The following is a 7,630-nucleotide window of genomic DNA, read 5'->3' on the forward strand; positions in this document are numbered from 1 at the left end:
GAAGCCGGGGCGTGCTGGGTACCAAGACGCGACGGCAATTTTCGAAGCAGACATGAGCCGCAACGACCTGATCGCCAGTCATCTCGCAGCCTCGCTCGCCGCATTCGAGCGCGCCAGCAACGACACCACGATGCTCGCTGTTGCGCGCCGCATCGCGGCCGCGATCGTCACGGCACTGCGCGACGGCAACAAGCTGCTGCTGGTTGGCAATGGCGGCAGCGCCGCCGATGCCCAGCATATCGCAGCCGAGATCGTCGGCCGCTACAAACAGGAGCGGCCGGCTTACGCGGCGATCGCGCTGACCACCGACACGTCGGCGCTGACTGCGATCGGCAACGATTATGGCTACGACCAGGTGTTTGCGCGCCAGGTCGAAGGCCTTGGCCAGCGCGGCGACGTGCTGCTGGCAATCTCGACCTCGGGCCGCTCGCCGAGCATCCTCAACGCGCTGCGCAAGGCGCGCGAACGCGGCCTCACCACCGTCGGCTTCACCGGCGCAAAAGGCCACACAATGGCCGAGCTCTGCGATCTCCTGCTGGTCGCGCCCAGCGACGACACGCCGATCATCCAACAGATCCATCTCGCGACCGCGCATGGCATTTGTGCCGCAGTCGAGCAGGCGCTGATGGACGCCTCGACAAGATCATGACCAGCGACACCAGACCGCTCAAGCCCGCCGCCTTTCTCGACCGCGACGGCGTCCTCAATCACGACGACGATTATATCGGCACGCGCGAACGCATCCGCTGGATGCCGAACGTCGCCCAGGCAATCCGCCGCTTGAACGTGTCGGGCTATCACGTCTTCCTGTTCACCAATCAGTCCGGCGTCGCGCGCGGCCTGTTCAGCGAGGACGACGTCGTCACCTTGCACGACTGGATGCGTGCGGAGCTGACAGCGCAAGGCGCTCACATCGACGACATCCGCTACTGCCCCTATCACACTGAGGGAACGGTCGAGGCCTATCTGCGCGAGCATCCCTGGCGCAAACCCGCTCCCGGCATGATCCTCGATTTGATGGCGCATTGGCCGGTTCAGCGCGAAGGCAGTTTTGTGATTGGCGACCGCTCCTCCGATATCGCGGCCGCGACGGCTGCAGGGCTTCCCGGCTTCCTGTTCAAGGGCGGCGATCTCGACGCCTTTGTCGTCGACGTGATGGCTCAGACCAGCGTGCGGTAAACAGCAGCGATCTTGTCAGCCTCGGCATCGAGGCTGAACTGCTCCACGACGCGCGCACGGGCGCGCTCGCCCATGGCATGCGCAGCCAGTGGATCGCGCATCAAGGGCTCGAGCGCCGCCACCAGCGCGTCGACATCGCCCGGCGGCACCAGCACGCCGGTGACGCCGTCATCGGTCACGAGCTCGGCCGCGCCTGCGCGTGACGCCACCAATGCGACGCCCGCCGCCATCGCCTCGATCAAGGTGAGGCCAAAACCTTCATTGCGCGAGGTGAAGGCGTAGATCGTCAGGCGCTGATACCAGCGCTGCACCTCGGCGATCTCCAGCTCGCCCGTGATGACGATGCGGCTCTCCAGTCCGGCACCTGCGATCTGCTTCTTCAGCTCATTGGCGAACGGCGCCTGCTCCGGCGTGACAGCGCCGACCAGCACGGCGGAAAAATCCGGATAGCGCGGCAACAGCCGGCACATCGCCGCGACGAAGACGTCGCTGCCCTTCTGCGCGCGCACGCGGCCGAAGCAGCCGATCGCGTAACTGCCGGGCAGCCCGCTTTCCGCGAACGCAGCCGCGCGGTCGGCGGGCGGCGCATAGACATCGGTATCGACGCCATGCATCACCACGGTCGCCTCGCGCTTCAGATAGGATGCGGAGATGACGCTGGTGGCAATGATGGCGTCCATGCGGCGGATCAGCCAGCGCGTGATCCAGGTGTGATGGCGCTGCGCGGCCGAGGTGAAGACAAGCTTGAACGGCCAGCCGAGCGCGCGCAGCAGCACGCCCACGATCATTTCGTTGTTGCGCCGCGCGTGCCAGATCAATGGCCGTTTGCGACGCCAGACCTTGAGCAAATCCGCGGCCCGCATGCGTGCGATACCATCTGGCGCATAAGAGCCCAGCCAGGCCGCGCGAACGCGCTGCGCGAGCTTCGGCGCCACCATCCGGTTGGTCGCCGTAACGCCCGAATAGCGACGGTGCAAGTTCGGCACGATGCCGTCGAGATCGGCTGCAGATAAGGCTTCGGTCGGCACGTCAAGCTCCCGTTATGCAACTCCCTATACGCAAGATTAACGATAGTCACCAGTTCGGCTTTGTCGAAACCCTCCCTTCACCCAACCGGGCTAGTTTCCTTCAAAACAACAGGGAATGAGTCAAACAATGACCGTGCTCGTCACTGGGGGTGCCGGCTATATCGGCAGCCATATGGTGCTTGCGCTGGTTGAGGCCGGCGAAAGCGTCGTCGTAATCGACGATCTTTCGACCGGCTTTTCCAGCGCCGTGCCCGAAGGGGTGCCGCTGTTCATCGGCGATGCCGGCGATGAAAACCTCGTGGACGGCGTGATCAGCCAGCACGGCGTCGACAGCATCATTCATTTCGCAGGCTCCGTGGTCGTGCCGGAATCGGTGCGCGATCCGCTGCTTTACTACCGCAACAACACGATGACGACGCGCAGCCTGCTCAATGCTGCGGTGAAGCGCGGTGTCGACCGCTTCATCTTCTCGTCGACGGCTGCGGTCTATGGCGATCCCGAACAGGTTCCAGTACCGGAGACCGCGCGCACGCGCCCGCTGTCGCCCTACGGCAGCTCCAAACTGATGACCGAGATCATGCTGCATGACGTGGCCTCGGCGCACGACATGCGCTACGTGGTGCTGCGCTATTTCAATGTCGGCGGCGCCGATCCGCTCGCACGCATCGGGCTCGCCACCGCCGGCGCCTCGCATCTGCTGAAGATCGCGATGGAGGTCGCCACCGGCCAGCGCGCCAAGATCGACGTCTATGGCACCGATTACCCGACCCCGGATGGCACCTGCATCCGTGATTTCATCCATGTCGCCGACCTCGCCCAGGCCCATCGCTCCGCCCTGGCCTATCTGCGCGCCGGCGGCGGCTCGATCACGCTGAATTGTGGGTACGGCCGCGGCTATTCGGTGCTGGAGACGATCGAGGCGGTGCGCCGCGTCTCCGGCCGTAACATTCCGGTCCAGTTCGCGCCGCGGCGGCCGGGTGACATCATGACCATGGTTGCCGATACCAGCCGGATCCGCAGCACGCTGGACTGGACGCCGGTCTGCGACGATCTTGAGACCATTGCCGCCCACGCGCTCGCCTGGGAGGAGAAACTGTTCCGCGAACGCAACAGCGAGGTCCGGCAGTTGGTCTCGGCCTAGGCCGCTATCCCCCGCAAGCCCTTAATGGGCTTGAAAAAGCCGTCCCGAGCGGGCAATCAGCCCCTTGCCGGCCGGGCGCTTCGCCCCGGCCAGCGAGGGACCAGAATGGCCGAATTTCCAAAGAAAATCACCGACGATCCCTATGGCGCTGCGGTCCTGGTCCGCCGCCTGTTCATGGAACAAGGGGTCGCCTACTGGCGGCGCTATCTGACGGCGTTCCTGCTGATGGGCCTCTCGGCCGGAGCCAGCGCCGGCGCCGCCTACGTGCTCGGCCAGGTCATCAACAAGGCCTATGTCGAGAAGAGCGTTCCCGGCATCGTCGTGCTGTCCGGCGTCACCGTGGTGCTGCTGTTCGTCAAGGGCGTGAGCACCTACGGCTATGCGGTGATCCTGTCGAAGATCTCCAATTCCATTCTCGCCAACAATCAGCGCAAGCTGTTCGCCAAGCTGATGAGCGAGAGCATCGGCTTCTTCTCGGAGCGGCACTCCTCCGAATTCCTGGCGCGGCTGACCGCCGGCGCCAAATCCATCACCGACGTGCTGAATATGCTGATCAATGCGATCGGCCGCGACTTCCTGCTCCTGATCAGCATGATTGCCGTGATGGTGGCGCAGGATCCGCTGATGTCGGTCCTCGGCCTGATCACGGTGCCGCCGGCCATGCTGGTGCTGCGCAAGCTGGTCAAGCGCATCAAGGGGCTCGCCTATCATCAGTTCACCGGCACCGCCGACATCCTCGAGACCATGCAGGAATCGCTGCAGGGCATCCGCACGGTGAAGGCGTTCACGCTGGAAGACGCGATGCGCGCGCGCATCGACGAGGACATCGCGATCGTCGAGCGCAACGCCAATAAGATGGCGCGGGTGTCCAACCGCTCGAACCCGCTGATGGAGATGCTCGGCGGCTTCGCTGTGGCCGGCTGCCTGATGTATGGCGGTTATGCCGTGGTCGCGCTCAACGCCACCCCCGGCCAGTTCTTCTCCTTCATGACCGCGTTCCTGATGGCGACCGAGCCGGCCAAGCGGCTTGCCCGGCTGAACATCGACCTCAACAGCCAGCTCGTCGGCGCGCGCATGCTGCTCGAGGTCGTCGATAGTCCCGCCACCGAGAAGTCCGACGACGACAAGCCCCCCTTGAAACTGTCGCAGGCGCGGATCGAGCTGCGCGACGTCAGCTTTGCCTACCGCAGTAACGAGCCAGTGCTGAACCGGATGAGCTTTGTCACCGAACCCGGCAGAATGACCGCGCTGGTCGGTCCGTCAGGCGGCGGCAAGTCGACCGTGCTGGCGCTGCTTTTGCGCTTCTATGAGGTGACCGAAGGCGAGATCCTGATCGACGGCCAGTTGATCTCGCAGGTGTCGCGGCGATCCCTGCGCGAGCAGGTCGCCTATGTCGGCCAGGACGTCTATTTGTTCCGCGACACCATCCGCGCCAACATCGCTTTCGGCAAGCCGCGCGCGACCGAGGCTGAGATCATCGAAGCCGCGAAGGCCGCCTGCGCGCACGATTTCATCACGAGCTTCCCGCTCGGCTATGACACACCGGTCGGCGAGCTCGGCACCCAGCTCTCCGGCGGCCAGCGCCAACGTATCGCAGTGGCGCGCGCTCTGCTCCGCAACGCTCCGATAATCCTGCTGGACGAGGCCACCGCCGCGCTGGACTCCGAGTCCGAGCGGCAGGTGCAGGAGGCGATCGAACACCTCTGCCAGAACCGCACCACCCTCGTGATCGCGCACCGCCTTCACACCATCATGCACGCCGACACCATCCTGGTGGTCGAGGCCGGCGAGATTGTCGAGCGGGGCCGGCATGACGATCTGTTGCGCCGTGGCGGCCGCTATGCTTCGTTCTTCCGTCTGCAGCAGCGCGACACCGGGTCGGTCCCCCTGATCGCGCCGATCAGCGCGGTATCCTGAGTTTTCCCTCGCCCCTTACCCGAGATCGATTTCATGAGCGCCACCCATTTCGTCATCCCGGCCCCGCCGCAAGCCTCGCTCCCCGTCGTCGGCGAAGCCGGCGCCTTTCCCGTGCGCCGGATCTGGTGCGTCGGGCGCAACTACCTCGAGCACATCCGCGAGATGGGCAATGACGAGCGCGACCCGCCGTTCTTCTTCGCCAAGCATGCCGATATGCTGGCACCGGAAGGCGCTGTCATCCCCTACCCGTCGCTGACCAAGGACATGCACCACGAGGTCGAGATGATCGTCGCGATGAAGAGCGGCGGTGCCAACATCCCGGTCGAGAAGGCGCTCGACCATGTCTACGGCTACGCGGTCGGCATCGACCTGACGCGGCGCGACCTGCAGATCGCCTCGCGCAAGAAGGAGCGGCCCTGGGAAATCGGCAAGTCGTTCGAGCAGTCCGCGCCGTGCTCCGCGGTGCAGCCGGCATCGAAGATCGGCCATCCGTCCAAGGGCAGGATCTGGCTGTCGGTAAACGGCACCGAGCGGCAGAAGGGCGACCTCACCGAGCTGATCTGGAGCGTGCCGGAGATCATCTGGAAGCTGTCGCAGCAGGTCGAGATCGGCGCCGGCGACATCATCATGACGGGCACGCCGGCCGGCGTCGCCGCGCTGGTGCCGGGCGACAAGATCGAATGCGGCGTCGATAGCGTCGGTACGCTGAAAGTCTCGATCGGCGAGCCGGCAAAGTAGGAGCCGCCGCCCTGTCGAATTGAAGAAGGCCGCGCAATCGAGTCGCTCGGCCCCTTTTTGATTCGTCCGCTGTTGTTGGGATGACGGCAGCGCCCGCCAAACACTCCGTCGTCATCCTCCGCGAAAGCGGAGGATCCAGTACGCCGCGGCCTCTCCACTGATCACGACCGTCTCCAGGTACTGGATCGTCCGGTCAAGCCGGACGATGACAGCGGAGATTGGAGCATGCAAAGACTGTCAACCTACAGCGAACAAGCTGCTGGTCGCTCAACCTCTGAGTTGTCACCTAAACGCCGACGCCACGATCAGGCCGACGATCACGACCGTCAGCGCGTACTTGGCCGTGTAGTATACTGTCCGATTCCACTGCTTCACCTTGCGGCTGGCGAGATGGATTTCGTACAGCTTGCCGAACACCTTGTTCAGCATGCCGACATGCTCGCCTTCGACGTTCTGGGTCGCCGAGGCCTTGACGATGTGATGGCTGACCCAGCGATTGATTGCGCTCATGAAGCCGTACTTCATCGGACGCTCGACGTCGCAGAACAGGATGATACGGTTGACGTCGGTGGCATTCTCGGCACTGTGGATGAAGGTCTCGTCGAACATGAAGGCCTCGCCGTCACGCCAGACGCAGGGCACGCCGTCGACCAGGATCCGGCATTTGTCGGAATTCGGCGTCACCAGACCAAGGTGATAGCGCAACGAGCCGGCGAACGGATCGCGATGGGCGCCCAGCTTGCCGCCCGGCGGCAGCATCGCGAACATCGCGCCGTGCACGTTAGGAATCGAATTCAGAAGCTCGACCGTCTTCGGGCACAGCGTGCGCGCAGAGGGAAGGAAGTCATCGTACCATTTCAGATAGAAGCGCTTCCAGCCGCTCTTGAAGAACGAGTAGAAGCCCCAATCGTTGTTGCCGGCGGCCGCACGAATGAAACCCTCGTCGAACAGAAGCCGCGCCTCGTCGCGGATCATCTCCCAATTGTCGGTGAGCTTCTGCAACTCCGGAAACTGCTCGGTCGGGATCACCGGCTCGTTCGGCACCGCCGAGCCCGCATACATCAGCACGTTGTAGGGTGCGAGATAGGTCGAATGGTCGCCAAGCTGGCGCGCGAAACGAAGCCGCTGCTTGCCGCGGAAATGCACGTAGATGGTCGTGCCGCTCAAAATATAGAGAGCAACAAGCTGCGGTGCGAAAAGCTGTCTGAGCATAGCCGGACCCCATGATCATGCCGGTCAGGGGCTCCCATCGCCTCACCTCGTCTGACGAACAGACGATCCTAGAGAGGACTGTCTGACGCGGCAATTCACCGAGTACCGTAGCGGGAAGGCCGACGTGCCGCACCCCTGGTGAGCGAAATGTGACCGAACGCGGTGCGCGATTCCATCGCGCCGTGCCCGTGCTGCAACAGCGCGTATGTCTATCGATGCCCTGCTCTCATCCCACAGCAATGCAACACGCCGCGAGCAAACCGCAGGATGCCGGCTGTTCAGCCTTGCGCCAGCGCCTGCAAATCCCTTGAAGGTAAGCCGCTTGGGATCCTTGAGGCCGGCCAGATACAGCCTGCGAATGAACAAGGTCAGCGCATCGTGGTCGCAGCCGGTCAAGGCGACGACGGCATCCACG

General features: G+C 64.0%; 7 protein-coding genes. 5 read left to right on the plus strand and 2 right to left on the minus strand.

What is annotated here, in order from left to right:
- The first annotated feature begins 52 nt into the window (after positions 1-52).
- The gene (locus tag WA702_RS09785) at positions 53-649 is read left to right on the plus strand and encodes a D-sedoheptulose 7-phosphate isomerase (RefSeq protein ID WP_425110320.1); all 597 of its coding nucleotides are present in this window, start codon (positions 53-55) and stop codon (positions 647-649) included.
- Complete coding sequence (locus WA702_RS09790) at positions 646-1,179, plus strand: D-glycero-alpha-D-manno-heptose-1,7-bisphosphate 7-phosphatase (RefSeq protein ID WP_425110321.1); 534 nt, start codon at positions 646-648, stop codon at positions 1,177-1,179. The genes WA702_RS09785 and WA702_RS09790 overlap by 4 nt, the downstream gene beginning before the upstream one ends.
- On the opposite strand, the gene WA702_RS09795 is transcribed toward WA702_RS09790, so the two are convergent.
- A complete protein-coding gene (locus WA702_RS09795; RefSeq protein ID WP_425110322.1) occupies positions 1,161-2,207 on the minus strand; it encodes a glycosyltransferase family 4 protein in 1,047 nt (348 codons plus the stop codon). The genes WA702_RS09790 and WA702_RS09795 overlap by 19 nt on opposite strands.
- Before the next feature lie 127 nt (positions 2,208-2,334).
- Between WA702_RS09795 and galE the strand changes: the two genes are divergently transcribed.
- From galE to WA702_RS09810, 3 genes are all read left to right on the plus strand, one after another.
- On the plus strand, positions 2,335-3,348 hold the full coding sequence (galE, locus tag WA702_RS09800; protein ID WP_425110323.1) for a UDP-glucose 4-epimerase GalE: 1,014 nt from the start codon (positions 2,335-2,337) through the stop codon (positions 3,346-3,348).
- Between the two features lie 105 nt (positions 3,349-3,453).
- Positions 3,454-5,265 carry an ABC transporter ATP-binding protein gene (locus WA702_RS09805; protein ID WP_425110324.1) on the plus strand — a complete coding sequence of 604 codons (1,812 nt, stop codon included), beginning with the start codon at positions 3,454-3,456 and terminating at the stop codon, positions 5,263-5,265.
- 33 nt (positions 5,266-5,298) lie between these two features.
- On the plus strand, positions 5,299-6,003 hold the full coding sequence (locus tag WA702_RS09810; RefSeq protein ID WP_425110325.1) for a fumarylacetoacetate hydrolase family protein: 705 nt from the start codon (positions 5,299-5,301) through the stop codon (positions 6,001-6,003).
- Positions 6,004-6,285: 282 nt separating this feature from the next.
- Here the strand turns inward: WA702_RS09810 and WA702_RS09815 are convergent, their stop codons facing one another.
- Entirely contained in the window at positions 6,286-7,215 is a 930-nt protein-coding gene (locus tag WA702_RS09815; protein ID WP_425110326.1) for an aspartyl/asparaginyl beta-hydroxylase domain-containing protein, read from the minus strand.
- Positions 7,216-7,630: the final 415 nt, after the last annotated feature.

It is taken from the genome of Bradyrhizobium sp. (assembly GCF_049798375.1).
In the GTDB taxonomy this organism is placed as follows: domain Bacteria; phylum Pseudomonadota; class Alphaproteobacteria; order Rhizobiales; family Xanthobacteraceae; genus Bradyrhizobium.

What these genes read in the sequence shown, in the direction of transcription:
- WA702_RS09785 (WP_425110320.1), top strand. Translation starts at nt 53, where the DNA reads ATGAGCCGCAACGACCTGATCGCCAGTCATCTCGCAGCCTCGCTCGCC.
- WA702_RS09790 (WP_425110321.1), top strand. Translation starts at nt 646, where the DNA reads ATGACCAGCGACACCAGACCGCTCAAGCCCGCCGCCTTTCTCGACCGC.
- galE (WP_425110323.1), top strand. Translation starts at nt 2,335, where the DNA reads ATGACCGTGCTCGTCACTGGGGGTGCCGGCTATATCGGCAGCCATATG.
- WA702_RS09805 (WP_425110324.1), top strand. Translation starts at nt 3,454, where the DNA reads ATGGCCGAATTTCCAAAGAAAATCACCGACGATCCCTATGGCGCTGCG.
- WA702_RS09810 (WP_425110325.1), top strand. Translation starts at nt 5,299, where the DNA reads ATGAGCGCCACCCATTTCGTCATCCCGGCCCCGCCGCAAGCCTCGCTC.
- WA702_RS09815 (WP_425110326.1), bottom strand. Translation starts at nt 7,215, where the DNA reads ATGCTCAGACAGCTTTTCGCACCGCAGCTTGTTGCTCTCTATATTTTG.